The organism is Agrobacterium sp. Ap1, assembly GCF_017313375.1.
Lineage (GTDB): Bacteria > Pseudomonadota > Alphaproteobacteria > Rhizobiales > Rhizobiaceae > Neorhizobium > Neorhizobium cellulosilyticum.
Genome location: NZ_JAFLMY010000014.1, coordinates 51048 through 76369 on the forward strand (window position 1 = coordinate 51048; position 25322 = coordinate 76369).

The 25322-nt window shown below is 59.6% G+C and carries 30 protein-coding genes and 1 pseudogene; 15 read left to right on the forward strand and 16 right to left on the reverse strand.

The features are described 5' to 3' along the window. Positions 1-37: 37 nt before the first annotated feature. A complete protein-coding gene (locus tag JZX87_RS22305) occupies positions 38-700 on the reverse strand; it encodes a hypothetical protein (protein ID WP_206828097.1) in 663 nt (220 codons plus the stop codon). A 221-nt stretch (positions 701-921) separates the two neighbouring features. Here JZX87_RS22305 and ftsE point away from each other — a divergent pair, with 221 nt between their 5' ends. From ftsE to JZX87_RS22325, 4 genes are all read left to right on the forward strand, one after another. Beyond that, positions 922-1581 (forward strand): cell division ATP-binding protein FtsE, encoded by a 660-nt coding sequence (gene ftsE / locus JZX87_RS22310; protein WP_183686322.1) that lies wholly within the window; start codon positions 922-924, stop codon positions 1579-1581. Between the two features lie 85 nt (positions 1582-1666). Then, positions 1667-2617, forward strand: a complete 951-nt coding sequence (locus JZX87_RS22315; protein ID WP_244654445.1) for a cell division protein FtsX — start codon at positions 1667-1669, stop codon at positions 2615-2617. Between the two features lie 70 nt (positions 2618-2687). Then, a complete protein-coding gene (locus JZX87_RS22320; RefSeq protein ID WP_148148225.1) occupies positions 2688-3419 on the forward strand; it encodes a YdcF family protein in 732 nt (243 codons plus the stop codon). Positions 3420-3491: 72 nt separating this feature from the next. Continuing rightward, the gene (locus tag JZX87_RS22325; RefSeq protein ID WP_206828101.1) at positions 3492-4283 is read left to right on the forward strand and encodes a lysophospholipid acyltransferase family protein; all 792 of its coding nucleotides are present in this window, start codon (positions 3492-3494) and stop codon (positions 4281-4283) included. Positions 4284-4288: 5 nt separating this feature from the next. On the opposite strand, the gene JZX87_RS22330 is transcribed toward JZX87_RS22325, so the two are convergent. Continuing rightward, positions 4289-4807: a gamma-glutamylcyclotransferase gene (locus JZX87_RS22330; RefSeq protein ID WP_206828103.1), complete on the reverse strand. Its 519-nt coding sequence runs from the start codon at positions 4805-4807 to the stop codon at positions 4289-4291. A 52-nt stretch (positions 4808-4859) separates the two neighbouring features. Here JZX87_RS22330 and JZX87_RS22335 point away from each other — a divergent pair, with 52 nt between their 5' ends. Beyond that, the gene (locus JZX87_RS22335) at positions 4860-5864 is read left to right on the forward strand and encodes a DUF2125 domain-containing protein (protein ID WP_206828104.1); all 1005 of its coding nucleotides are present in this window, start codon (positions 4860-4862) and stop codon (positions 5862-5864) included. Positions 5865-5915: 51 nt separating this feature from the next. Here the strand turns inward: JZX87_RS22335 and JZX87_RS22340 are convergent, their stop codons facing one another. Together JZX87_RS22340 and hisC are read right to left on the reverse strand one after the other, a co-directional pair. Then, the gene (locus JZX87_RS22340) at positions 5916-6845 is read right to left on the reverse strand and encodes a prephenate/arogenate dehydrogenase family protein (protein WP_286195001.1); all 930 of its coding nucleotides are present in this window, start codon (positions 6843-6845) and stop codon (positions 5916-5918) included. Beyond that, on the reverse strand, positions 6845-7951 hold the full coding sequence (hisC, locus tag JZX87_RS22345) for a histidinol-phosphate transaminase (protein ID WP_206828109.1): 1107 nt from the start codon (positions 7949-7951) through the stop codon (positions 6845-6847). Before hisC ends, JZX87_RS22340 begins: the two co-directional genes overlap by 1 nt. Before the next feature lie 141 nt (positions 7952-8092). Between hisC and JZX87_RS22350 the strand changes: the two genes are divergently transcribed. Then, on the forward strand, positions 8093-8521 hold the full coding sequence (locus JZX87_RS22350; protein WP_206828111.1) for a nuclear transport factor 2 family protein: 429 nt from the start codon (positions 8093-8095) through the stop codon (positions 8519-8521). On the opposite strand, the gene JZX87_RS22355 is transcribed toward JZX87_RS22350, so the two are convergent. Next, on the reverse strand, positions 8512-9261 hold the full coding sequence (locus JZX87_RS22355) for a class I SAM-dependent methyltransferase (protein WP_206828113.1): 750 nt from the start codon (positions 9259-9261) through the stop codon (positions 8512-8514). The genes JZX87_RS22350 and JZX87_RS22355 overlap by 10 nt on opposite strands. Positions 9262-9350: 89 nt before the next feature. On the opposite strand from JZX87_RS22355, the gene gloB reads away from it, so the two are divergent. Further along, positions 9351-10121 (forward strand): hydroxyacylglutathione hydrolase, encoded by a 771-nt coding sequence (gloB, locus tag JZX87_RS22360; RefSeq protein WP_206828115.1) that lies wholly within the window; start codon positions 9351-9353, stop codon positions 10119-10121. A 4-nt stretch (positions 10122-10125) separates the two neighbouring features. After that, complete coding sequence (locus tag JZX87_RS22365; protein ID WP_206828116.1) at positions 10126-10566, forward strand: cupin domain-containing protein; 441 nt, start codon at positions 10126-10128, stop codon at positions 10564-10566. Here the strand turns inward: JZX87_RS22365 and yddG are convergent, their stop codons facing one another. Together yddG and JZX87_RS22375 are read right to left on the reverse strand one after the other, a co-directional pair. Next, positions 10567-11457: an aromatic amino acid exporter YddG gene (gene yddG, locus JZX87_RS22370; RefSeq protein WP_206828117.1), complete on the reverse strand. Its 891-nt coding sequence runs from the start codon at positions 11455-11457 to the stop codon at positions 10567-10569. 51 nt (positions 11458-11508) lie between these two features. Beyond that, the gene (locus tag JZX87_RS22375; RefSeq protein WP_183686326.1) at positions 11509-12279 is read right to left on the reverse strand and encodes a DUF3108 domain-containing protein; all 771 of its coding nucleotides are present in this window, start codon (positions 12277-12279) and stop codon (positions 11509-11511) included. 243 nt (positions 12280-12522) lie between these two features. Here JZX87_RS22375 and rpmB point away from each other — a divergent pair, with 243 nt between their 5' ends. Next, entirely contained in the window at positions 12523-12813 is a 291-nt protein-coding gene (rpmB, locus tag JZX87_RS22380) for a 50S ribosomal protein L28 (protein WP_148148213.1), read from the forward strand. A gap of 109 nt (positions 12814-12922) precedes the next feature. Continuing rightward, the gene (locus JZX87_RS22385) at positions 12923-13564 is read left to right on the forward strand and encodes a queuosine precursor transporter (RefSeq protein WP_206828118.1); all 642 of its coding nucleotides are present in this window, start codon (positions 12923-12925) and stop codon (positions 13562-13564) included. A gap of 29 nt (positions 13565-13593) precedes the next feature. On the opposite strand, the gene JZX87_RS22390 is transcribed toward JZX87_RS22385, so the two are convergent. The 4 genes from JZX87_RS22390 to JZX87_RS22405 form a co-directional block, all read right to left on the reverse strand. Then, positions 13594-14538: an esterase-like activity of phytase family protein gene (locus JZX87_RS22390; RefSeq protein ID WP_206828180.1), complete on the reverse strand. Its 945-nt coding sequence runs from the start codon at positions 14536-14538 to the stop codon at positions 13594-13596. Between the two features lie 50 nt (positions 14539-14588). Beyond that, positions 14589-16499 (reverse strand): cobaltochelatase subunit CobT, encoded by a 1911-nt coding sequence (gene cobT / locus JZX87_RS22395; protein WP_206828119.1) that lies wholly within the window; start codon positions 16497-16499, stop codon positions 14589-14591. Between the two features lie 19 nt (positions 16500-16518). After that, entirely contained in the window at positions 16519-17511 is a 993-nt protein-coding gene (gene cobS, locus JZX87_RS22400) for a cobaltochelatase subunit CobS (protein WP_112509309.1), read from the reverse strand. A gap of 61 nt (positions 17512-17572) precedes the next feature. Then, positions 17573-18205 carry a J domain-containing protein gene (locus tag JZX87_RS22405; RefSeq protein ID WP_206828120.1) on the reverse strand — a complete coding sequence of 211 codons (633 nt, stop codon included), beginning with the start codon at positions 18203-18205 and terminating at the stop codon, positions 17573-17575. Positions 18206-18310: 105 nt separating this feature from the next. On the opposite strand from JZX87_RS22405, the gene JZX87_RS22410 reads away from it, so the two are divergent. Next, on the forward strand, positions 18311-18592 hold the full coding sequence (locus JZX87_RS22410; RefSeq protein ID WP_206828121.1) for a BolA family protein: 282 nt from the start codon (positions 18311-18313) through the stop codon (positions 18590-18592). A 116-nt stretch (positions 18593-18708) separates the two neighbouring features. Then, positions 18709-19059: a nucleoside triphosphate pyrophosphohydrolase family protein gene (locus tag JZX87_RS22415; protein WP_286195002.1), complete on the forward strand. Its 351-nt coding sequence runs from the start codon at positions 18709-18711 to the stop codon at positions 19057-19059. Here JZX87_RS22415 and JZX87_RS31445 read toward each other — a convergent pair. From JZX87_RS31445 to JZX87_RS22435, 5 genes and pseudogenes are all read right to left on the reverse strand, one after another. Beyond that, on the reverse strand, positions 19056-19682 hold the full coding sequence (locus JZX87_RS31445) for a GGDEF domain-containing protein (protein WP_286195009.1): 627 nt from the start codon (positions 19680-19682) through the stop codon (positions 19056-19058). The two genes, JZX87_RS22415 and JZX87_RS31445, sit on opposite strands and share 4 nt — an antisense overlap. Then, positions 19633-20235: a hypothetical protein gene (locus tag JZX87_RS31450; protein ID WP_286195003.1), complete on the reverse strand. Its 603-nt coding sequence runs from the start codon at positions 20233-20235 to the stop codon at positions 19633-19635. The genes JZX87_RS31445 and JZX87_RS31450 overlap by 50 nt, the downstream gene beginning before the upstream one ends. Positions 20236-20342: 107 nt before the next feature. Beyond that, positions 20343-21215 (reverse strand): annotated as a pseudogene (locus JZX87_RS22425) (CBS domain-containing protein); the annotation flags it as partial. Between the two features lie 11 nt (positions 21216-21226). Further along, a complete protein-coding gene (gene aroB, locus JZX87_RS22430; RefSeq protein WP_206828122.1) occupies positions 21227-22357 on the reverse strand; it encodes a 3-dehydroquinate synthase in 1131 nt (376 codons plus the stop codon). Further along, positions 22354-22974 (reverse strand): shikimate kinase, encoded by a 621-nt coding sequence (locus JZX87_RS22435; RefSeq protein WP_148148205.1) that lies wholly within the window; start codon positions 22972-22974, stop codon positions 22354-22356. Before JZX87_RS22435 ends, aroB begins: the two co-directional genes overlap by 4 nt. A 156-nt stretch (positions 22975-23130) precedes the next feature. Between JZX87_RS22435 and JZX87_RS22440 the strand changes: the two genes are divergently transcribed. From JZX87_RS22440 to JZX87_RS22450, 3 genes are all read left to right on the forward strand, one after another. Beyond that, complete coding sequence (locus JZX87_RS22440; RefSeq protein WP_206828124.1) at positions 23131-23286, forward strand: hypothetical protein; 156 nt, start codon at positions 23131-23133, stop codon at positions 23284-23286. Between the two features lie 14 nt (positions 23287-23300). Further along, positions 23301-24245: a site-specific tyrosine recombinase XerD gene (xerD, locus tag JZX87_RS22445; protein WP_183828293.1), complete on the forward strand. Its 945-nt coding sequence runs from the start codon at positions 23301-23303 to the stop codon at positions 24243-24245. Between the two features lie 63 nt (positions 24246-24308). After that, positions 24309-25262 carry an acetyl-CoA carboxylase carboxyltransferase subunit alpha gene (locus tag JZX87_RS22450; protein ID WP_183828296.1) on the forward strand — a complete coding sequence of 318 codons (954 nt, stop codon included), beginning with the start codon at positions 24309-24311 and terminating at the stop codon, positions 25260-25262. The last annotated feature ends 60 nt before the right edge of the window (positions 25263-25322 follow it).

Consider the following 25322-nt stretch of genomic DNA (forward strand, 5'->3'; position numbering starts at 1 on the left):
GCCGCGATAGCACAATCGGCCCTGCTAAAGAAAGCTTTCAGGCTCCGCGCCCGGCCAATGAGAGCCTTAGATCGGGAAGTTTTCCACCGGGATGGGGTACGCGCACGGAAAAGCCATAGCTTTCGCGGCCACCGATCTGCGAGGCAGAGGTCGAGATCAGGGTGCTTGCAACCACCGTTTCGCCCGAGAGAAGATCGGCACGGATCGACGGCATGTCGAGGCGGCCTTCAGTGCGGTTCTCGACGATCCCGTTGATCAGGAGCACCCGCATGCCATTCGCATCCTGCGGCGTCATCGTCACATGGGTGATATCGAGCGCCGGCCCTGGCTCGGTCGATGCGCCCGAAAGCAGCGAGAAGCCGCCGAAGATCGTAAACACCGTCACGACGACGCTCGCGACGACGGCAACGAAGGCATCCGGCGACAGACGCAGGAGTTTTCGTTCGATTGCGCCGACAATGGTTTGGCGAGGCATGGCTTCGGCTTTGCGCGGTCGGCGATCGTTCGAAGAGGTGGCAGCGTGGCGGCGAGCACGATCGTTGACCGGCACGAAATGCGCGTCCTCGACTTCGTACGCCTTTACGAATGGTTTGGGAAACCGGATGACCTTCCCTTTGCCGTCCTTCTCGTCACCCTCAGGCGGAAGAATATCGATCGGCATCTTGGCACGGGCTTGGCGACGGTCCTGGAAGGTGCTCATGGTGCCCTCTCCGCCTACCTCCTCTTTACCCCTGATCAGTCTCGATCAGGCTTCAGAGGTCGGGCATTGAAACAAACTCTCCCCAGTCGTAAACTGATATGGTTAACGCTTTCCAAATTTGGCCTGAAAATCGCCCTTTTGACTGCTTGATTTACCCTTCGTTTACCCGCGGCGTTAAGAGATAGCCGCTGAAGCTTCACACAGCCAAGACAAGGTCGCCGGTGATCCATTTCGAAAATGTCGGTCTGCGTTATGGCATGGGCCCGGAAATCCTTCGGGACATGACGTTCGACATTCCCAAACGATCCTTCCAGTTCCTGACCGGCCCCTCGGGCGCGGGCAAGACGACGTTGCTTCGGCTCCTGTTCATGTCGCTCAATCCGACCCGCGGCATCATCCGCATGTTTGGGCGCGATCTGTCGCAGATCCCGCGCGACGAGTTTCCCATGCTGCGCCGCCGTGTCGGTATCGTCTTTCAGGACTTTCGTCTTCTCGATCACCTGACGACCTATGAGAACGTCGCTCTGCCCTTGCGGGTCAGGGGCAAGGACGAAGCCTCCTATCGCAATGACGTGATCGACCTTTTGAAATGGGTGGGCCTCGGCGAACGGATCAACGTACTTCCGGCAATCCTGTCGGGCGGTGAAAAGCAGCGTGCGGCAATCGCCCGTGCCCTGATGGACCGCCCGGAGATATTGCTTGCCGACGAACCGACGGGCAATGTCGACCCGCCGATGGCGCGCCGCCTGCTCAGCCTGTTTCTGGAATTGAACCGACTGGGCACCGCCGTCGTTATCGCAACGCACGACCTGGCATTGATGGATCAGGTCGACGCGCGACGTATGATCCTGACAGATGGACGGCTCGACATCTATGAGTGACGCAGGCCGAATGGGAAGGTCGCAATTTCCTGAAGAGGAAACCAGCAATAGCGGACGCCAGGACACCGCACGGCGCCGCACGGAAATGCACGTCCGCTCGACAGCCGCAATCCTGCCGCCCGCCAACATCCAGGGCAATGCGCTGATGGTCGTCATCGCCATCATGGCCTTTCTTGCCTGTCTCACGCTCGGCGCCGTCAGCATGGTGCGCGCCACGGCAGCCGGCTGGCAAAGCCAGATCTCCCGCGAGATCACCATCCAGATCAAGCCGGCTGAAGGGCTGGACATGGATGCTGCGCTGAAAAAGGCGCGGGATCTGGCGCTGACATTCGTCGGGACCAAGTCCGGCACGATCATGGATGACGCCGCAACCGCGAGACTTCTCGAACCCTGGCTTGGCTCCGACCTGCAGTTGGACGATCTGCCTGTACCCCGCCTCGTCATCATCACCATCGACGAGAGCAATCCGCCGGATTTCGAGGGGATGCGTGCATTATTGAAGACGGAAGTGCCGCAGGCGTTTCTCGACGATCACCGCACTTGGGTCGACCGGCTCGTTTCCATGGCCCGCACCACCGTCTGGATCGGCACGGGCGTCCTGATCCTGGTTTTCACCGCGATGATCCTGACGGTGATCTTCGCCACCCGCGGCGCGCTTTCGGGCAACCGCCATATCGTCGAAGTGCTGCATTTCGTCGGCGCCGAACGCACCTTCGTTGCGAACGAATTTCAGAAACACTTCCTCAAGATCAGCCTGAAGGGCTCCGCGGTCGGCGGCGTGGTGGCAGCGCTCCTCTTCGCCACGGCCAGCCTCTGGCAGTCAAATTCCCGTGCGACACCGGAAAGTGAGCAGGCAATGGCGCTGTTCGGATCTTTCACGATCGGCTGGAACGGCTATCTCGGCATCTTTGCCACAATGCTGATCATCGCGCTTCTGACCACGTTGACGGCGCGTTTCACCGTGATGCGGACGATCGACGAAATCGATCTCGTAAGATCCGATCCATCTCGCTCAGATGGACTGCCACCATCATGACATTCAATCATATTACCTGGTAACGTTTCGAGGACTATTCACCGCCTCAATCTGCGACTAATGACAGGTCATGAAATTCGGCTGGAGCAATCGCTGGACGCCCGAAAGCCGCCCTCCGGGCAGGCCGGAAATCGGGCTATTGTCGCGCCAGAGCGCCTTGCGGCGGTTCGCAAGGCGACTGATCATGCTGGTCTTTATCTGTGCGGCTATCCTCGGCGGCGGTTTTTTATGGTTCGCTGATTCGGTCACGTCGCTGCGCGCACCCGACGGTGTAAAAGCAGACGCCATTGTGGTTCTTACCGGCGGTTATCTTCGCATCGAGCAGGCAGTCGGCCTGTTGCGAGACGGCGCGGGTAAGCGACTGCTGATCTCAGGTGCCCATCCTTCCACCACGCCGACCCAGATCCGCAAGGCGACCCAGGCATCTGCTGACCTGTTCAAATGCTGTGTCGATATTGGTTACGATGCGATCGACACGATCGGCAATGCCAACGAGATCACTCGCTGGATCCATGACCATGGTTACAAATCCGTTCTGGTCGTGACCAACAACTATCACATGCTGCGCAGCCTGCATGAATTGCGCCGCGCCGATCCCGCAACCGAGTTCATTGCTTATCCGGTCGTCAACGCCGACCTCGCCCGTCGCGCCTGGTTCGCGGAACCCGACACGCTGCGCACGATGCTGTCGGAATACGGAAAGGTCGTGCTCGCCTCACTTCGGGACTGGCTTGGCATGGCGCGCTGGACCGGGCTTCGGACAGAAGAAGATCCTGACAAAACCAAGAACCCTTCTCCCTGATCTCGCACCGAGAACTCTTTTTTCCGTGCCCGATCTCGTGTAGGCAACGCGCAATCCTCAAAGGAACCCATCATGCTGTTGCTGCGCTCGATCCTGTTCAATACCGCGTTCTATACCAACACCATCCTGCGCATGATCCTGCTCTCGCCGGTCTATTTTCTCTCCCCGCGCAAGGCAGCCTTTCGGGTTCCGAAGGCCTGGGCAGCATCCAACAACTGGCTGATGGAAAAGATCGTCGGTGCGACATTCGAGATCGAGGGTATCGAGAACATCCCCGAAGGCGGCTGCATATTCGCGCCGAAACACCAGTCGGCCTGGGACACGTTTGCACTGCTGCCCTACCAGCGCGATCCAGTCTATATTCTGAAGCGCGAACTGATGTGGATCCCGCTTTTCGGCTGGTATGTCGCCAAACAACGGATGATCCCAGTCAACCGTGGCGCTCGCGGCAAGGTCATGGTCGAGGTGATGAAGCGCACCCGGCAGGAAATGGACAACGGCCGCCAGTTGATCATCTATCCGGAAGGCACGCGCAAACCGCCCGGCGCCCCGCCGGAATACCGTTACGGCATCGCCCGCATCTATCGCGACGTCAAGGTTCCGGTTGTGCCGATCGTTGCCCATTGGGGCTTGTTCTGGGGCCGCCGCAAACTGGTGAAGCATCCCGGCCGCTTCAAGGTCCGCATCCTGCCTCCGATCGAGCCGGGCATGGACCCGGATGCCTTTTATGCGCACCTGATCGAGACGCTGGAAAAGGCGAGCGACGAACTGCTGATCGAAACCGTAGAGGCCAACCCGCACCTGCCGCTGCCACCGACTGCGGTAAAGCGCTTGGCGGAATTGCGGGCTCAGTCGGCGGCCTGAGCCGTTTACGGGCTGACAGCGTCCCCGACTGCCTCCAGCCATAGATCGCGAATACCCATCTGCTTCAGTTGCGCCACCGTGTTGAGCACATAGGCATCGTTCGGCCCGGACTGACCATGCGATCGCAATACGACTTCCGCCGCCTCCTCCACGCTGAGGCTCCCGGCATATTGCTCGTGGTGGCGGTCGACCACATAGGTCACGGCCTGCACGCGACGCCCGCCCGGCAGGCCGATGGGTAGGATGCGTTCCTTGTAGACATTGGTGATGAGTTCACGTTTGCGCAGATAATCCAGCGCATCGTCACGATCCTTGTCGTCAACCCTGAATGCCATGCCCCGGCAGGACCCACCCCGGTCCAGTCCCATGACGAGACCTGGGTTTTCTGCGGTTCCGCGATGCGCGGTTGACCAGATGCAAAGCGAGCGGCGAAACCCGTGAACGCGTGCAGCCTCTCGTTCCACATAGGGAAATCCCGGGTTCCACATCAGTGATCCGTAGCCAAAGACCCAAAATTCGTCCATATCGCACGCCATGCCATCATTTTAGTTTGCGTCGCACCATTGGGAGAACAACATGGCAGCGTCAAGCCGAACCGGCACCAGCAGAAAACTCTGGTTTCTTGCGAGTGCCGTCGTGCTCGTCATCGCAGTCTACACCGCGGGCTGGTTTTATGCCGCCTCGGCCCTGCGCGAAAGGACGCTGCTTCTGCTCGGTAGCCAAGCGGATGCCGGTATTTCGGCCAACTGCGAGAATGCCGAATATCGCGGTTATCCCTTCCGCATCGGGCTGTTCTGCTCGAAGGTAGATGTCGACGATACCGTCAACGGAATATCCGCAAGCTTCGGCCCTCTGCGTTCGGCAGCTCAGGTCTACAATCCGGGCCATATCGTATGGGAGCTCGATGCGCCGTCGGAAGTGCGCACCGGCCATGGCCTTTCCGTCGCCAGTACATGGGAAAGCCTGCAATCCAGCCTCGTGACCAAGCTAAAGGGCGTCGAGCGCGCCTCCATGGTCATCCAGAAGCCGAAGACGACCATTCAGTCTTCCGCCAGCGGGCAGGCTTTCGATATCGCGGCTGACCAGTCAGAAATTCATCTGCGCCAGAATGGTGCGGATCTCGACGCCGCCATCCAGCTGCAGAACGCCACAACGACAGCCAAGGGCCTGCCGCAGCTTCTACCCGCCACCAATACCAGCATCGACGTGACGCTCAAGGACCGCGCCGGTGTTCTGGACGGAAGCGACCGCAACGGACTTGCGCTGCATGGTTCGGAAGGAGACTTGCGCGAATTCAAGGCCGATCTTGGCCAAGGCCAGGTACTGACCCTTTCCGGTCCATTCTCCTTCGACGACAGGGGTCGCATGTCCGGCAAGATGAAGCTGAGGATTGAGGATATCCCGGCCTGGCAGGACAGCCTGAGCCGCGCATTTCCGGGCCTGGAATCGACGATCGGCACGGCAGCAAACATGCTGCAGGCACTAGGCGGCGGAGAGAAGGCTTCCCTCGATATCACAATCCGCCGCGGCAAGGTGTTTGCCGGTGGGCTGATCCCGATCGGCGAAATCCCGCCGATCTGAGCGCCATCATCCGAAGCCGCGACGGGCTTCGGATGATCTCATGACACAGATTTATTTCTTCGTGTCGAGCGCGTGGCGACCGAAGTCCGGCGCATCCACGTCCTGACCGGCCTGGATGATCGAGCGGCGGATCGCGCGGGTGCGGGTGAAGAGTTCAAACAGCTTGTCGCCCTCCCCCCAGCGGATCGCCCGCTGCAGATAGGCGAGATCTTCCGAAAACCGCGCCAGCATTTCGAGGATCGCATCTTTGTTATGCAGGCAGATGTCGCGCCACATGGTCGGGTCGGACGCCGCCAGACGGGTGAAATCGCGGAAACCGGAAGCGGAATATTTGATCACTTCCGATTCCGTTACCGTTTCCAGATCGTCGGCCGTGCCGACGATATTGTAGGCAATGATATGCGGAAGATGCGACACGATCGCCAGCACCTTGTCATGGTGCTGCGGGTCCATGTCGTCCACCCGCGAGCCGAGCGCCATCCAGAAGGCTTTCAGCCTGTCCAGTGCGTCAGCATCGGTATCCGGCAGCGGCGTGAAGATGCACCAGCGATCGCGGAACAGACCGGCAAAACCGGCATCCGGACCCGACTTTTCCGTACCCGCCAGCGGATGGCCCGGAATGAAATGCACGTGCTCGGGCATATGCGGCGCCATCTGCGCGATAACGGACGCCTTGGTCGAGCCGACATCGGTGACAATCGCACCCGGCTTAAGCGAGCCCGCAATCTGCTTGGCGACGGCTTCCGATGCACCGACCGGCACCGAGACGATAACGAGATCAGCATCTTTTACCGCATCGGCGGCCGACACGGTGTATTCGGTGCCGAGCTCCAGTTCTTCGGCGCGGCGGAGCGTTTCCTCGCTGCGAGTCGAGACGACCACATGTTTGGCCAGCTCGAGCTGCTTGACGTCGCGGGCTATCGACGAGCCGATCAGGCCGATACCGATTAGCGCGATCCGCTCGAAATGCACGTCACTCATCATTTCCGTCCCATGAATTCGCCGAGCGCTTCGATGACGCCGCGATTGGCTTCTTCCGAGCCGACCGTCATGCGCAGTGCATTCGGCAGGCCGTAACCCTTCACCATGCGCAGGATGTAACCGCGGCTGGTGAGGAATTCGTCGGCATCTGGTGCACGCTTGCCGTCGACATCCGGAAAATGGATCAGCACGAAATTCGTCACCGAAGGCGTGACCGTAAGACCGATCGTCTCGAAGGCATGGGTCAGCTTGTCCTTCCAGAGCAGGTTGTGCTCGACCGCCTGAACGATGAAATCCTGATCGCGCATGGCGGCGGCACCGGCTGCGATTGCCGGCGCATTCATGTTGAACGGACCACGCACGCGGTTCAGCGCATCGAGAATGCCGGCCGGGCCATACATCCAGCCGATACGAAGTGCGGCAAGGCCATAGACCTTCGAGAACGTGCGGCACATGACGACGTTCTTGTTCTGCGAAACCAGTTCGACGCCGGCTTCATAATCGTTCTTGCGCACATATTCCGCGTAAGCCGCATCGAGCACGAGAATGACGTTCTTCGGCAGACCGGCATGCAGGCGACGGATATCGGCAACCGGAACATAGGTGCCGGTCGGGTTGCCCGGATTGGCGATGAAGACGAGCTTGGTCTTGTCCGTAACGGCCGCGAGGATCGCGTCGACATTGACCGTGTAATCCTTCTCGGGCACTTCGATCGCGGCAGCACCGGCACCCATGATCTGGATCTTGTAGACGAGGAAACCGTGCTGGGTGATGATCGCCTCGTCACCTGCGCCCAGATAGACGTGGCAGAGAAGGCCGAGCAATTCGTCCGAGCCGTTGCCGCACATGATGTTTGCGACATTCAGCCCGTGTACGGAAGCGATCGCCTCGCGCAGCGCCATCGCCTGACCATCCGGATAAAGTTCCAGATGACCGGCCGACTGGCGGAAAGCCTCAAGCGCCTTGGGGCTGGCGCCAAGCGGCGTTTCGTTGGAGGAAAGCTTGAACACGCGCGCAACGCCGGGAGCATGTTCCTTGCCGGGCACATAGGCGGCGATGTCCAGAATGCCTGGACGCGGAACGGGCTCACTCACAACGATGCTCATCGGATCAACCTTCTTGGAAATGCCTGCTCTGGCAGGGATGTGAGACGGATTAAAGCCGAAAACGATTGTTGTCGAGAGTAAGTGTCGGAACGATCGGAACCAAAACGTCTTTCAGATGATCGACGACAGAAGGATGAGATCATGGCAACCGGAGACCACGACGATATCAGAGCCTTGCTGGAAGAATGGATGCGGGCCTTAAGGGACAAGGACGCAGACAGGATCATAAATTGCCAGTCCGCAACTGTCCGCCAATTCGGCCTTGCCCCACCACTCCAGGAGACAGGAAACGACAAAGCCGGCCTTCAGGCCTGGTTTGACACCTGGGATGGGCCGCTGGAATTCCACGTTCGTGACACGGACCTGAGGCTCGGTGGCGACATTGCCTGTTGCTCAGCTCTTGCCTGGCTGGGAGGTACGAAAAAAGACGGAGAGAAAAACGGCTTCTGGTTCCGGCTGACTGTCGCTTTCTCCCGCGAAGATGGCCGCTGGCTGATTGCCCATATCCACGAATCCGTGCCCTTCTCCATGGAAGGACAGCCACTCGGCCTGTTCGACCTTCAACCCTGATTACGGTCGCGCGTGGTTCTTACGCCCTGCGGCGCCAGCACAGGTACAAAAACGCGGCGTGATGCACGCGCGGCAACTGGCAGCCCCTGATAGAGCCGCTTCTGCGCCTCGATGACGATGACGCCGGAAAAGACCGGCCAGAACCGCCGTCCCAGGCGTTCAAGGAGGTTACGAAACTTCAGGATCGTACGGACCTTGGATGGCGGGAAAAATAGGGCCTCGGCCGATGCACCGGGGGTGAAATTCGCCTCACGCAACAGGGTCGTCAGCTGGCTGCGGGAATAGGGCCGCCCGGAACCGAAGGGCGTATGTTCCATTCGCGCCCAGACGCCGCGCCGGTTGGGAACGACGATGACCAGCCTCCCGCCAGGAGCAAGCACACGCCAGATTTCCTTAAGGCTCTCACGCGGGTTTTCGGTAAATTCCAGGGAATGGACCATCAGCACGCGATCGACGGAACTGTCCGGCAAAGGCAGTTCCTCATCGAAAACCAGCGCTGTCGAGGATTTTTCCCCGACCGGCCAGTTCACCGCCCCCTGCCCGGCCGGCATGAAGGCGAAGGTCCGTTCCGTATCGGTCCGGAACCGATCGAGATAGGGAACCGCATAGCCCAGCCCCACCAGGCGCTCCTCCGGCAGCCGCGCCCACAGCGAGGAAAGCGCCATGGCGATCGACTGCTCCGCCAGACGGCCGAGCGCGGAATGATAGAACTCACGGAGGTCAACAATATCGACAGACAAAACGCAAATGCTCGTGTTCAGTGGTTGGACTTGGACATGCCTCCCTCTACATTGTTCCGCAAGAAGCATTGAGCAATAGGTCTATTCTGATGAAGCCTTTGGAAATCGAAGTTTTTTCCTGCAGGAGCGATAATTACGGCGTTCTGGTACATGAACCGGAAAGCGGATTGACGGTATCGATCGATGCGCCGGAGGAAAAACCCATCGTCGAGGCAGCAAACCGCCGCGGCTGGCAACTCACCCATATCTTCACCACCCACCACCATACCGACCATGTGGAAGCCAATCTGGCGTTGAAGGAGCGTTATGGGCTGGAGATTATCGGACCGGTCAACGAGGCGGTCGTTATCCCCGGGCTCGACAGGAGTGTCGAGGACGGTGAGGAATTCCAGTTCGGTGAGCATCTTGTGCGGGTGATCGAAACGCCCGGCCACACCGCCGGCCATATCTGCTTCCATTTCCCTGACGACAAGATCCTGTTTGCCGCCGATACGCTGTTTGCGCTCGGCTGCGGACGACTGTTCGAGCGCCCCGCCGCCGACATGTGGCACTCGCTGCAGAAACTGGCAGGCCTCCCGGACGAGACCGCGATATATTTCGGCCACGAATACACGTTGTCCAACGCGCGATTTGCGCTGACGATCGATCCCGACAACGAGCCGTTGCAGCGTCGCGCCGCCCAGATCGAGGAACTGCGTAAAGAGGGCAAGTTCACCATTCCGACCATGATGGGGCTGGAGAAGGAAACCAACCCCTTCCTGCGTGCCAAGGATCCAAAAATCCGCCGCAACCTGATCATGGAAGGCAAGACGAACGAGGAAGTGTTTGCAGAAATCCGCAAGCGCAAGGACAATTTCTAAATCGATGACACCCAACCCCGTCAGGCAGACAGCAAAAGAAATCATTGCCACGCTGAACATGCAGCGCCACCCGGAAGGCGGCTGGTTTGCCGAGACCTTTCGGGATGGCGACGGCAAGACCCGTGGCGCCTCGACGGCGATATATTATCTGCTGCAGGCGGGTGAACGCTCCCATTGGCATCGCGTCCGTGATACGGTCGAGGTCTGGCACTACTATGCCGGAGATCCGCTGCTTCTGAAGATCTCGGATGGAACCGCGGTCGAGGAAATCCGCCTGGGTACGGATCTAGCCGCCGGTGAGCGTCCGCAGGCGGTGGTGCCGGCAAACGCATGGCAATCGGCCGAGCCGCTGGGCAACTTCACGCTCGTCGGCTGCACGGTGGCACCAGCATTCGAATTTTCGAGTTTTGAGATGGCAGAGCCCGGCTGGGAGCCGGGCCGATAACTATTTCGCGGGTGCCTCTGCCGCTTTCCGCTTGGGCTTGATCATCTCCTTCGCGGCCAGCACCGCCCCGCCAGTAATCAGCACGCAGGCGATCAGAATCCGCCAGCTCGGTTCGGCAAAGCCGCTGGTTAGCAGGATCAACGTCGAAAGCAGTGGCGCGGCATAGCTTGCAGCTCCGATCACCTGAATATCGCCATTCTTGACGCCGTAATCCCAGGCGTAGAAGGCAGCACCCACCGGCAACAGACCAAGGCCGACCACAGCCGCCCATTCGCCACCGCTCGCAGGCCAGACCGTCGTTTCCAGCGCCAGATGGCAGACGAGCGACAGAAGCGACGTTGCCAGGCAGAAGCCCGTCACCACGTCCGTCGACACCCGATCGAAACTACGTGTCAGCAGCGAATAGCCCGACCACGTGAAGGCGCAAAGCAGAGCCGCGCCATAACCCAGGAGATAGGACTGGTCGAAGGATACGCCATTGCGCGAGACGATAGCGACAGTGCCGCATAGTCCGGCGAGTGCCCCGGCGACGTGATACCAGCGCAGCCTTTCCCCTGGCAGAAGCGCCGAACCGACAACGATCAATAGCGGCCAGAGATAGGCGATCAATCCGGCCTCAACAGCCGGCGCGTTACGAAGCGCGGTAAAATAGAGGAAATGATAGCCGAAGAGACCGGCGATCCCGATGATCCACACCTTCGCCGGCTGCTTGAGCAGCCTGATACGATCCGGCTTGATGGACAGCAAAACCAGTCCCGGCAGGCTACCGATCGCGAATGTCATCGCATTCATCTGGAACGGCGGAACGCTTCCGGAGGCCGCCGTCATGAGAGCCAGCAGCGACCACATCAGGATCGCGGTAAAACCGATCAAGGTACCCCGTAACTTCAACCTCAGTTCCCCTCTTTATTGGCCACGTTGCCGCGAGCACGACACACGCTCTCAACCGCCGTATCGGGCGGCCGTTATATAGAGCGGTCCCATCCTCGTTGGGATACGGGCATAGATCGGGGCATATACATTGGACCCGTCTGCCTTGGCAAACCACACTTCCATCGGGGTCTTCTGCAGATACTCGATGTCATCGCGTCCCTTACGGTAACCGGATTTCGGCTGGTAGCGGACAGTGCAGACGATGGCTTCGCCCTTGAAGCCCTTGGTCTCATAGGGCTTGGTCCCTTCCCGCTTGAGCAGCAGGTCCATCCGCGATTCCCCGTCATAAACCGGCACGCGGCTCGGGCAGACGGTCGCCCCCTCCGGGAAGATCAGCCCGCTCAACGGATCCAGCACCGAACGCAGGTCCTGTGGCGTAACAGGCACCCAGTTTTCCGCCTTGCGGCGCGGTGGCGGCGTAATCGTCGTGTCCGTCACATTGCCGTTGGTATAGACGACATCATAGATCCGCGTCCGTTTCCCCAACTTGTAGACCAGATTGTATCGGTTGGCCTGCAGGCGATCCCCCTCGATCCGTCCTGCCACGTTCGTCTCGGCCGACACCTTCTTGATCACGTTGACGATGCCGCCTGACTTGAAGATGCCGTTGATCTTGTAGCCGTTACCGTCGAATTCACTCGAAAAGCTCGCCGTACCGATCGGCAGGATACCAAGAGTGATATCGTAATCGGTGACATGTTTATCGGCAGACCATGCCGATGAGGTGCCTGCAACAAAGAGGAAGACAGCTCCCGCAAGCGGGCGGATGAATGAGAACATGGTTTGCCTGCGACCGGTTTGAGAATTCCAAGAATCCGATATAAGAGGCGCATCATGGCAAGAAAATAGCCATGGCTGCAGTTAGTCGCGGTGCAAAGACGTACGAAAGCCGAGGTTTTGGCTTGACGCGCCGAGCCTCACTGACTATAGAACCGCAACTTTCCAATCAGGACCAGTTGGATCGGCGTGCTGGACATTGTCCGGATGAGCCTCCGATTGCAGAAGAAAACAAAGGTGAATGCCATGTCTCGTGTATGCGAACTGACCGGCAAGGGCGTAATGACCGGCAACAACGTCAGCCATGCCAACAACAAGACCCGTCGTCGGTTCCTCCCGAACCTGTGCCAGGTCACTCTGATCTCCGACGCTCTCGGCCAGCGCTTCCGCCTGCGCGTTTCCGCGCACGCTCTGCGTTCGGTTGAACACCGCGGCGGCCTCGATGCCTTCCTCCTGAAGTCCGACGAGACCGAACTGTCGATGCGCGCTCGTCTGCTGCGTCGCCAGATCGCCAAGAAGACTGCAGAAGCCGCTTAATAGCGACCTCAACACTTCACCGGCTTTGGAGAAGGCTTGACCGGATAATACCGGGCAAGCCTTTTCTCTTGGCCTATCCGCAACTGGTGGCATACCCCAGGATAAAAAAATGCAAGTAGCACGCTATACCCTTATCTATTCGCTCGCGATGGCAGCCATCGTGGTCGCCTCCAATATCCTCGTCCAGTTTCACCTGACCGGAACTCTGTGGGGCATCGCTCTCGGCGATATCCTCACCTGGGGCGCATTCACCTATCCCGTCGCTTTCCTCGTCACCGACCTTGCCAACCGCCAGTTCGGTCCGGCGATTGCCCGTCGCATCGTGTTCGTCGGCTTTGTCGTCGGCGTGGCGCTTTCCTTCTGGCTATCCGAACCGCGCATCGCGATCGCGTCGGGCACCGCTTTCCTGATTGGCCAGCTTCTCGATATCTCGGTCTTCAACGAACTGCGCCGAAAGACCTGGTGGAAGGCACCGCTTGCCGCCTCGATGATCGGCACCGTGATCGACACGGTCCTGTTCTTCTCGATCGCTTTTGCACCGGTCTTCGCCGTCATCGGCCCGAATTTCGATTTCGCCACGGCTCCCGCCCCTATCCTCGGCGTCATGTCCACGGAAGCGCCGCGCTGGATCTCCTGGGCACTCGGCGACCTCGTGGTCAAGGTCGTCGTCGGCGTCGTCCTGCTTCTGCCCTATGGCGCGCTGATGAACGTGCTGAAGCCGATGCCGCATGTGGCGGCAAAGACGGCCTGAAACATCAAAGGGAGCCTCGGCTCCCTTTTTTATTGGCTGATTTTGAACTCCAGCATCAGATTGCGCTGGAGAAAAAGTCCGTTGTCATCCGAGATGATAATGACATGTGAGCTGCCATCCGGCCCTGCCACCACGTCGATGCCTTCCATGTTGTCGATCGAATGATCTGCCCCGACATCGATCAACACCTCGCCATCGACCACGGCGCCCGGACGGATATCCGCGCCCTTGATCCGCCTGATTTTCATTCCCATCCCGCCAATGAAGCTGAAGCGGCGCTCCAGCAGCAGAAGATCGCCGTCCGGCAGGAAGGCACCGTCCGTCGCATCATAGGGGTCGTGGCGCACGACGGTGAATTGCCCCTTCAGCGGCCCGTCTACGATCGCCGCAAGCAGATTGCCCGCCGCATCCCGGCTGCTCTCCGCAATCGCCACAAGCCCGCCGGCAAGCGGACTGGAAGCCGGAGACGCAACCAGTGTTTCGATCCCGGCATTGCGCCGAAGCTCCTGCCGCGGAATGAGGAAATTGACGTTGCGCGAGGGCTTCGAGGTCTCGAAACCGGGATCCGGATAGGCATCGACCCGATGCTGCTGCTCGAAGCTGACAAATGCCTCGCCATCCCGCAGCGCCAGCCCTTCGGCATCCGAGGCGGATTTGGACCCCGCCTGCCCGTTGCGCATCAGGATAGGGCTAACAGCGACTTCGGAAAGCCCGGAGAGCCTCCCCGACGCGTCCCGCATTATCTGCCCGGTCAGCCATTCGCCCGTATCGAGAACGGAAATGAAATGCGTGCCATCCGGCCGAAAACGAATACTGGAAAGCGACTGGACGCGGCCATCATCAGAGCTGAACTCGATACCGCCAAGAAACTCCAGCGGTCCGAACTTCGTCTGATTGGAGTTCGGCTTGAATTGCAAGATCGGCTTTGCCGTCACCCGCGCAGCATCCTGCGCAAATGACATGGCCGGCATCATCGCAAGGACGACACCGGTCAGAAGAAGGTGCGAAAGCTTCGACAACTAAGTCAGCCAGCCCGGCGCATACGGCCGGCACGAGCCGGGCGGCCACCCGCCGACTTGTCGGCAAACAGTTCCGCCAGCTGCTCGGTCATCGCACCGGCAAGCTCGTCGGCATCGACGATCGTCACGGCATTGCGATAATAGCGCGTCACATCATGGCCGATACCGATCGCCAGCAGCTCCACCGGAGACTTGGTTTCGACTTGCTCGATGACGGCGCGCAGGTGCCGCTCCAGATAATTGCCCGGATTGACCGACAGGGTCGAATCGTCGACCGGTGCACCATCCGAGATCATCATCAGGATCTTGCGCTGTTCCGGCCGGTTGATCAGCCGGTTATGCGCCCACATCAGCGCTTCGCCGTCGATGTTTTCCTTCAGCAGGCCCTCGCGCATCATCAGGCCGAGATTGCGGCGCGAACGACGCCACGGCGCATCCGCCGACTTGTAGATGATATGGCGCAGGTCGTTGAGGCGGCCGGGCGAAGCCGGCTTGCCGCTGGCAAGCCAGTTCTCGCGGCTCTGGCCGCCCTTCCACGCCTTGGTGGTGAAGCCGAGGATCTCGACCTTGACGCCGCAACGCTCCAGCGTGCGCGCCAGAATATCGGCGCAGGAAGCCGCAACCGTGATCGGCCGCCCACGCATAGAGCCGGAATTGTCGATCACAAGAGTGACAACCGTATCGCGGAACTGCGTGTCGCGCTCCTTCTTGAAGGAGAGCGGCTGCATCGGGTCGATGATCAGACGCACCAGCCGGGCCGGATCGAGGTAACCTTCTTCCAGGTCGAAATCCCAGGAGCGGTTCTGCTGCGCCATCAAGCGGCGCTGCAGGCGGTTCGCCAAACGACCGACGGCACCCTGCAGGTGAGCAAGCTGCTTGTCGAGGAAAGCTCTGAGCCGATCGAGTTCCGCCTCGTCGCAAAGCTCTTCCGCCGTGATCTCCTCATCGAATTCCTGCGTGAAGATGTGATAATCCACCTTCTCGTTGAAATCGTCGAACGGGCTGTTGGGGCGGCGGGTTTCGCCGGGCGTTTCGGAATGGTCGTCGGCCTCATCGGACATTTCGTCGTCCGACATTTCCGCGCCGTCCATCTCGCCTTCGTCCATCTCCTCGTCGGCAGCTTCGCTCTGCTCGGCGGGCGCTGCGTCGGAGCCGGCCTCTTCCTCGACCTCTTCGTTTTCGGTCTCGCCGCTGCTCGGCTGATCCTCTTCCGACTGGTTCTCGATCTCTTCCGGCTCGTTCTCGTCGCCGTCCAGATCCTCGGCCATCTGCATGGAAGAAAGCATGTGGCGGACAAGCTTGGCGAATGCCTGCTGGTCCTCGATCACATTTTTCAGGTTATCGAGATCGCTGGAAGTATTCTGCTCGATGAAAGGACGCCAGAGATCGAGCACCTTGCCGGCGCTTTCCGGCGGCTTCTGGCCGGTCAGCTTTTCGCGCACCAGCATGGCGACCGCCTCGCCGATCGGCGCCTCTTCCTGCCGCTCGATGCCGGAAAAATTCGCCTTGGCGTATTTCTCTTCCTGCATCGAATTGAGGTTGGCGGCGACGCCGGCCATTCGCAATGCGCCGATCGATTCGACGCGCGCCTGCTCGACGGCATCGAAAATCGCACGGGCATCAGACCCTTGCGGCGAAAGCGTCGCGTGGACATTGCTGTCGTGGCAGGCGATCCGGAGAGCCATGGAATCGCCAAGGCCGCGCGTTACCGCAAGCTCGTGCGCCGTCGGTCGCTTGGAAATTTCCGGCAGGCGAATACGCTCGCCGGCCAGTCCCGGACGCTCATTGGCGAAGGAAACCTCCACCTCCTGGCTACCGGCAATCGACCGCACACAGCCGGTTATCGCCCGCCGCATCGGTTCGGTATCGACCGGACCGGCGGGCTTGCCTTTGGAATTGTCTCCGCGACCTGCCATAGGTTTGGCTTCCCCTGCCTTATGCTCCCAATACGATGTTGGCGGCGCTTTCCTTCAGCTCGACACCGAAGGCGCGCTGGTACTGCTCGGCCACCAGGGTCCGTTCCAGCTCATCGCACTTGTTGAGGAAGGTAATGCGGAAGGCGAAGGCCACGTCACCGAAAATCTCGGCATTTTCGGCCCAGGTGATGACGGTACGCGGGCTCATGACTGTCGACAGGTCGCCGTTGATAAAGGCCGAACGGGTGAGATCGGCAACGCGAACCATCTTGGAAACCGTTTCGCGGCCTTCCTTGGTCGCGCCGAACGATTTTACCTTGGCGGCAACGATATCGACTTCCTTCTCATGCGGCAGATAGTTCAGCGTGGTCACGATAGACCAGCGGTCCATCTGCGCCTGGTTGATCTGCTGCGTGCCGTGATAAAGGCCGGTCGTATCGCCCAAGCCAACAGTGTTGGCCGTCGCAAAAATACGGAAGGCGGGGTGAGGACGGATGACGCGGCTCTGGTCGAGCAATGTCAGACGACCCGACGATTCCAGCACACGCTGGATAACGAACATCACGTCCGGGCGGCCGGCATCGTATTCGTCGAAGACGAGCGCGACATTGTGCTGGTAGGCCCAGGGCAGGATGCCGTCCTTGAATTCGGTGATCTGTTTGCCGTCTTTCAGAACGATCGCATCCTTGCCGACGAGATCGATACGGCTGACATGGCTGTCGAGGTTGATACGTACGCACGGCCAGTTGAGGCGGGCAGCAACCTGCTCGATATGGGTGGATTTACCGGTGCCGTGGAAGCCGGAAACCATGACGCGTCGGTTATGGGCAAAGCCTGCAAGAATGGCGAGCGTCGTGTCGCGATCGAAGAGATAGTCCGGGTCGAGGTCCGGCACGTAAGGGTCGCCATTGCTGTAGGCGGGCACCATCAGATCGGTATCGATGCCGAAAACTTCCCGAACCGAAACCGTCGTGTCGGGGAGGTTGGTAATATCCAGGTCAATCTTGCTCATCATAACTCCAGGGCACGGGCAACCGCCCGGCCATCAATCACGCTGCCTTGATTTTTGAGGCTTAGCAGAAACCCGCCTGCTTCAACAACTGATATGCTTGCACCACGGCACGAAAACGTTCCTCTGACCCGCGATCACCACCATTGGCATCAGGATGGTGTTTTTTCACCAATTCCTTGTAACGGGTCTTGATCTCGGTCGAGGTGGCGTTGGCGCCAAGTTCCATCGTATTGAAAGCCTTGGCCTCCAGCGTCTTCAGCTTGCGCCCCTGCGTTTCGTATCGCCCGCCACCACCTCCGGCACGCGCCTGTGCAACGAAGCCGAACGGATCCTTGAAACGCTGCTGCGTATAGGCGGAACCAGAGCGTGACGACGAATGGATCGGCCCGTCCTTGGCGTCCTTGTTGACGCCGACCTTCCATGTCGGGCGGTGACCCGTGATCGCTTCCTTCTGGTAGCGCGCGATTTCGCCATCCGACAGGCCGGAGAAATAATTGTAGCCCTTGTTGTATTCCTTCACATGCTCGAAGCAGAAGATGAAGAACTGGTTTTCGGCATTGCGACCGACCGGCGCCTTGTGCACGCCCGGCTTGTCACAGCCGTCCCACTGGCAGGTCGGGGCCTGCGGCGGGGCATCTTGCTGCCTTTTCCGGCGCGTCCGGATCCGGTCGAAATATTTGGAGTCGAGTTTCATGAGGCACACATTATGGGGCCCAAGACGGGGCCGAACAAGAATTGACAAAGCGGTTTGTTGCTGGTTTCTGGATCACCCTCTTGCGCCGACCACCGGAGCCTAAAAATGTCAGTCATAGCCCGCATAGAAGCCACGCTCCGCGAGAATCTCGCGCCCGAAAGGCTAGATGTGATCAACGAAAGCCATCAGCATGCCGGCCACCAGCCGGGCATGGATGGAGACGGCGAGACACATATGCGTGTGCGTATCGTCGCAGCCGCCTTTTCAGGAATGAGCCGGATCGACCGGCACCGCACGGTAAACGCTCTTTTGAAACCTGAACTGGACGCCGGTCTTCACGCGCTCGCGGTGGAGGCCGCAGCACCGGGAGAACCGACACGCTGGTGATGGGGTTTAGATAGGGATCGGAAGGCGAAACGCCAAGATACGCTGCATCCCTGTCACAAGTTGCTGCTTAGATCATGGCCAAAGGTACGATCGGCTATGGCTGGGGAGCGGCAGAAATGAGCGCTACATTTTCCGAATTGAGTGAACGCATCGGTCGTGTCGGAGAACTGCACGCACAGGCGCACAACATTCCACGCGATCCCGATTGGTATCTGCTCAAGCTGACGGAGGAACTCGGCGAACTGACCGCCGAGCATCTCCTGCTGAACGGCCGATCCAAACCGAATGCCGATGGATCAGGCGGAACCCGCGAGGCACTGGAAAACGAAGCGGCAGACCTCTTCGGCCAGTTCGTCCTCTATCTGCGCGCCAACGATATAGATATCGAAGCCGCCATCGAACGAAAATGGCTGCGGCACCTCGATCGCCATGAAGAGTTGCTCATAGATCGCACCGTATCTGACTAAGCCGCGACCTGCGGCTCTTCCGAGATAACGACCATGTTGCGCCCACGGTGCTTGGCCTCGTAAAGCGCTTCGTCAGCCCTCTGGAGAAGCTTTTCGATCGCTGTCTGCACGGGCATGGCGGAAGCGACACCGAGGCTTGCGGTCACGACACCATGATCCGACTTGCCATGTGGAATGGCTAATTCTTCTATCGCCCTGCGGATTTTTTCAGCCATGGCCAAGGCCTGCAGGGCCCCCTGCCCCGGCAACAAAACCAGCATCTCTTCTCCACCAAAGCGGAAGACGGAGTTCACCCTGCCCACGGTTGCACAGATATGCTGCGAAACAGTTCGGATGCAGGCATCTCCGTCCATGTGGCCGTAGAGATCGTTGAACCGCTTGAAATGATCGATGTCGAGCAGGATTGCGGAAACGACCGGCGGCTCCAGTTGCCGACCCGTATTCCAGATTTCGCGCCCTATACGCGCCAGCGACCGACGGTTCAGAAGCCCGGTTAGCTCATCCCGCTCGGCATTGACCTCCAGCCGTCGATAAAGCAGGCCGGCACGTAGCTGATTGAGGAAATTCCGCCGGTCAGTGCGCTCCAGAAAATAGGCGGCAGCGGCAAGGAATATCGACAGCATCAGGTAAAACGTGACGATGCCGCCAAAGGTAACGGCGTCGAACGCGCCCGTCAGATAGGCCGCGGAAAGATGCGAGACACACATCAGCACCAGCCGCCAACATGGCGGGAAACAGGGGCCGCAGGGCGATAACGAAAAACAGGAACGCCGCGGCATTGTAGTTCTGATAGATCAGAAGATAGGAACTCTGGCTACCGACAGCAGCCGCCATCGGCAGGCTGACGCCGAGCACGGCAACAAGCACGCTCAAGGCATCATAAAGACGTGAACTCGGCCAACGGCGCACCACGAGAGCACATGCGATGACGGCGGGCGTGAACACGAGAAGTCTGAGCGCCGTCACTTCGGTCAATACGTCGGGGATCATGGCCCGATCGCCGAAATAGACCAGATCATAGATAAAAAGACCGATCACGGCCCAGATGCCGATGAGGCGATTGCGCTCCGCGACATAATCCTGCCTGAACAGCAATTCGATTTCCGGCTCGAAACGCAGAAGCGCGAAACGATGCGCGATCTGGGCCTCTACCTGCTCCAATGTCACGATACTCATGGCAATACCTTAAACATACGGTAGTGCCGGCGTTAGGTTACAAAACTAAAGATTGAGCTAAGCTTTTGTGATCATTTGTCGGCATTGCACACGCCGCCCGAGCCGGACTACTCCGCGACCGGCACCGCATCGTCCGCCGGCCTGATCCTCAGCCGGGTGATCCGGTTCTTCTCCCGCTTCATCACGATGAAGCGCTTGCCGTAGAAGGTAAACGCCTGCCGTTCTTCGGGAATGAGCATGGATGAGTTGATGACGAGGCCCGCGATCGTCGTCGCATCGCCATCCGGCAAATCCCACCCGAGCGCGCGGTTGAGGTCGCGGATCGGCACCGAGCCTTCGACCACAATCGAACCGTTGGCTTCCTTGCGCACGCCCTGGATCTCGACATCGTGTTCATCGGCAATGTCGCCGACGATCTCTTCCATGATGTCTTCCAGCGTGACGATGCCCTGCACCTCGCCATATTCGTCGACGACGACGGCGAAATGCACCTTTCGCTTCAGGAAGGCCGCAAGCTGGTCCTTGAGGCTGGTGCTGTCGGGCACGAACCACGGCTTCTGCATGATTTTCAAAATATCGACATCGGCAGGCGTCGTATCCGGCTCCAGGAGCGCGCGCAGCAGGTCCTTGGCATGCACCACGCCGATGATGTTTTCCGTCGAATTGCGCCACACCGGCATGCGGGTATAGGGGCTTTCGAGCACCGTGCGCACGATCACGTCCGCCGGGTCATCCGCATTGACGGCGACCATGGCCATGCGGTGGCGCATCACGTCGGAAACTTCAAGTTCGGTAAGATCGAACAATTCGCTCAGCCGGTCGCGGTCCTCGGCGCCGAAATTGCCCTCCCGATGCATGGCATCGAGCGCGGCATGCAGTTCGTCATGACCACAGAGTGTCAGCGTTTGGCCGTTGAGCGACGTCCCGGTCGCACGCATCAGCCCACGGATGACCGCGTTTATGCTGCGCGAAAGGAGGCCGCCTGACGCTGTCATTTTGCGAGCTTTTCTTTCAGGAAGCTCAGGACTTCCGAAGATGGAACATCGTCAGCGACAAACGACTGGCCGATGCCGCGGGTAAGGATGAAGGTCAGCTTGCCGCCCTTCACCTTCTTATCCTGCATGATCGCACCGAGAAGCACGTCCGCACCCGGCAGATCACCCGGAATCTCACTCATCCTGGTCGGCAGGCCGACAGCCTTCAGATGCGCCTCGACGCGCTTTGCGTCATCCGGGCTTGCGAGATTGAGGCGGGCGGAGAATTCATGCGCCAGAACCATGCCGATCGCCACACCTTCGCCATGCACCAGCCTTGCGCTGTCATACTGCGTGGCCGCTTCCAGCGCATGCCCGAATGTATGGCCGAGATTGAGCAGCGCGCGACGGCCCATCTCGCGTTCGTCCTCGACGACGACATCGGCCTTGGACTGGCAGCTGACGGCAATTGCCTCGATCCGCTCCGGGCCGCCCTCGAACACTTGTTTCCAGTTCTTTTCCAGCCATTCGAAAAAGGCCGGGTTGTCGATCAGCCCGTATTTCGCAACTTCCGCATAACCGGCGCGGAATTCGCGCGGCGACAGCGTATCGAGAATGGATGTATCGGCCAGAACCAGATCCGGCTGGTGGAACACGCCGAGCAGGTTCTTGCCATGGCGTGAGTTGACGCCGGTCTTACCGCCGACGGAACTGTCGACCTGCGACAGAAGCGAGGTCGGGATCTGCACAAAGCGCACGCCGCGGCGCACGATACCGGCGGCAAAACCGGCAAGGTCGCCGATCACGCCGCCGCCGAGCGCGATCACCGCGTCATTGCGCTCGATGCGGGCCGCGAGCACCATGTCACAGACGGTTGCCAGATGATCGAAGCTCTTGGTCTTCTCCCCGGCAGGCAGCGTCAGCGACACGGCTTCGATACCGTCGGTCTGCAGCGCATCCATCAGGGCTTCGAGATAGAGCGGGGCGACATGTTCGTCGGTGATGATCGCAGCCTTGCGCCCTTTGAGCCGCGAGGTGATCTCGCCGCCGGCACGGGCCAGCAATCCCGGACCGATCAGGATATCGTAGGCCCGGTCTCCGAGCGGCACATGCACAAGGCGTTCGGGGGATCGGGACTGCACTGTCATTCTGTATCACCTTGTTGGGCCGGATCGGACTGGACCACACCGGATTGAGCCAAACCGGTAATTGCCTCCAGAACCGCGTTGGCCATCAATTCCTTGCGAATATTCACCGACATCACCGTCAGATCGGCCTCGGCATAAATCGGGTAACGCTGGATCATCAGGTTCTCCAGCGTCTGCCTTGGATTTTCGGTTTTAAGCAGCGGACGGTGGTCTCGCCGGCTGACCCGGTCCCACAATGTATCGAGATCGGCATTCAGCCAGATCGACAGGCCGCCCTGTTTGATCTGGGCGCGGGTCGCTTCATTGATGAAGGCGCCACCGCCTGTGGATACGACCCGCGGCCCCTGTTTCAGCAGCCGTTCGACCACCCGCGTTTCCAGCGCCCGGAACTCCGTCTCACCATATTGTGAAAACAGTTCCGCGATCGTCATCCTGGAAACGGACTCGATTTCCGCGTCGGTATCGACAAACGGAATTCCGAGCGTCTGGGCGACCAGACGGCCGATAACCGACTTGCCCGCACCCATCAGGCCGACAAAAATCAGGTTGCGGTCGCCGAGCGCTTCGCGAGCCTGGTCCCGTAATGTCTGTCGCTCGACTGTTAGTTCTTCACTCATGATGCCGTCCGTTCGCAAAAACGGTATCAACAAATGTTCATTCAGCGTCAAGCCACGCACGCGACCAGATCCCCCAAGATCACGCAGCAGATGCAGTTCTTGTCGATCTGTAAACCATTCGGGCTATAGTGCGCCGTAACGATACGGAGCCTTTTCATGCCCACTCTCTTCCGCTTCCTGTTGATCCTGGCTGCCATTGCCGGCGTGATCTATGGCAGCATGGTCGCGCTCGTGGTGCTGGTCGAGCCGAAAGACCGCGAAATCACCATCAGGGTCCCCTCCGAACGGCTCAACCCGCCCGCGCAGCAATAGGCGAGGCCATTCTCATGCGAGATCTGTCCGCTGCCCATATAGAAGCTTTTCTGGAAATGTTGAGCGCAGAACGGGGCGCTGCCGAAAACACGCTTCAAAGCTACCGACGGGATCTGGACGACCTCTATGATTTCCTGATTTCCCACAAGACCACGCCGCTTCTGGCCGAAAGCAAAAACCTGTCAGCCTATCTTGCCAATCTGGGAAAACGCGCCTTTGCGCCCTCCTCTCAGGCGCGCAGGCTTTCCGCCATGCGCCAGTTCTACAAGTTTCTTTATGCGGAAGGCCTGCGCGGCGACGATCCGACCGCAGTGCTCGATGCACCGAAGAAACAGCGCGCCCTGCCGAAAAACCTGAGCGAGGCGGATGTCACCCGGCTTCTGGAACGCGCAGCACTGGAAGCGGCCGAACCCGCAAAGGATCGCCTCAACCGCCTGCGCATGCTGGCGCTGCTGGAACTGCTCTACGCAACCGGCATGCGCGTCAGCGAACTCGTCTCCCTGCCGCTGAAAGTGCTCGAACAGGACGGGCGTTTTCTAATGATCCGCGGAAAGGGCAACAAGGAACGGCTCGTTCCGCTGTCGCGATCTTCGATCGCAGCACTGAAATCCTACGGCGAAGCGAAGAAGGCGGCGGAAACCGATGGCGAGCCCAGCCCGTGGCTGTTCCCCTCGCATGGCAGCGCGGGTTACTTACCGCGCCAGGTCTTTGCCCGCGACCTCAAGGGATTGGCGGCAAGGGCCGGCATAAAGGCCGCGTCCATATCGCCGCATGTCATGCGCCACGCCTTTGCCAGCCATCTTTTGGCGCATGGCGCAGACCTGCGCGTGGTACAGGAACTGCTTGGACATTCAGACATTTCGACCACTCAGATATATACGCATGTGCTGGAAGAAAGGCTTCGTCAACTGGTGGAAACACATCACCCCCTTGCAAAAGAAGCCAAAAACCGGGATTAGAAGCCCCAAATGAAAAATGGGAGCTCTACGTTCCCATGGGAAAACAACGGGAAACCGGATCTGATGCAGACTTATCTCGATTTCGAAAAGCCTATCTCGGACCTCGAGGGCAAGATTCACGAGCTGAAGAAGCTCGCGACCGAAGACGAGAGCATCGACACGTCGGACGAAATCACCAGGCTCGAGGCGCGCGTCAAGGAAGCCACCCGCGAGATCTATTCCAAGCTCGGCGCCTGGGAAAAGACTCAAGTTGCACGTCATCCGCAGCGCCCGCATTTCGTCGATTACGCGGCGCATCTGTTCACCGAGTTCACGCCGCTCGCCGGTGACCGCAATTTCGGCGAGGACGCCGCCATCCAGGCAGGCCTTGCTCGCTTCAACGGCATTCCGGTCGCCCTGATCGGCCAGGAAAAAGGCAGCGACACCAAGACTCGCCTGAAGCACAATTTCGGCAGCCCGCGTCCCGAAGGATACCGCAAGGCGATCCGTATCATGGAAATGGCCGACCGTTTCGGCCTTCCCGTTATCAGCCTTGTCGACACGGCCGGTGCCTATCCGGGCGTTGGCGCGGAAGAGCGCGGCCAGGCGGAAGCTATCGCCCGTTCGACGGAAATGTGCCTTGGCCTGAAAGTTCCGATGATCTCGATCGTCATCGGCGAAGGCGGCTCGGGCGGCGCAATCGCGATCGCTACCGGCAACCGCGTCTACATGCTCGAACATTCGATCTATTCGGTCATTTCGCCAGAAGGTGCAGCCTCAATTCTCTGGCGCGATTCGACCCGCGCCCGCGAAGCGGCCACCAATATGAAGATCACCGCGCAGGACTTGAAGGGCCTCGGCATCATCGACGAGATCATTCCGGAGCCGAATGGCGGCGCGCATCGCGAGCCGAAGACGGTCATGGATGCAGCCGGCAAGGTCATTTCGTCGGCTCTGACAGACCTTTCGAAGCTCTCGGGCGAAGAAGTCCGCAACGCACGCCGCCAGAAATTCCTGGAAATCGGCCGGAACCTCTGATTGCCGCCTTCTTTATGGAAGGTTGCCAATTTCGGCCACATTGATCATAACAGTGGTGCG